The sequence below is a fragment of the Vibrio sp. 1580 genome (genome assembly GCF_033340055.1).
Genome location: NZ_JAWOVT010000734.1, coordinates 1 through 518 on the forward strand (window position 1 = coordinate 1; position 518 = coordinate 518).

A 518-nucleotide genomic window follows, 5' to 3' on the forward strand; every position below is an offset into this window, starting at 1 on the left:
ATAATGGCTTTGATTGTGTGCATGCGGTTTTCTGCTTTATCAAAGACGATAGAGTACTCTGACTCAAACACATCTTCGGTGACTTCTAGGCCTTTCATGCCGTATTTCTCTGCGATTTCTTTACCGACAGTGGTTTCGTCATTATGGAACGCAGGTAGACAATGCATAAATTTCACGTGTGGATTACCCGTCTGCTTGATGACATCCATATTGATTTGATAAGGCGTCATAAGCGCGACACGTTCATCCCATGCTTCTGCTGCTTCACCCATTGAAACCCAAACATCAGTGTAGAGGAAATCACAGCCTTTCACGCCTTCTTCGACGTTTTCCGTCAAGGTGATTTTCGCGCCGGTTTGTTTGGCAATGTCTTGGCAAGTCGCGACAAGATGTTCTTCTGGCCAGAATGCTTTTGGTGCCACTAGGCGAATGTCCATGCCCATTTTCGCTGCGCCAACCATCAATGAGTTACCCATGTTGTTACGAGCGTCGCCAAGGTACGCAAAGGTCATTTCGTG

At 46.5% G+C, this 518-nt stretch carries 1 pseudogene; it reads right to left on the bottom strand.

Annotated elements, in window-relative coordinates:
- Nucleotides 1–518 (bottom strand): annotated as a pseudogene (locus tag R7093_RS28105) (ornithine carbamoyltransferase subunit F); the annotation flags it as partial.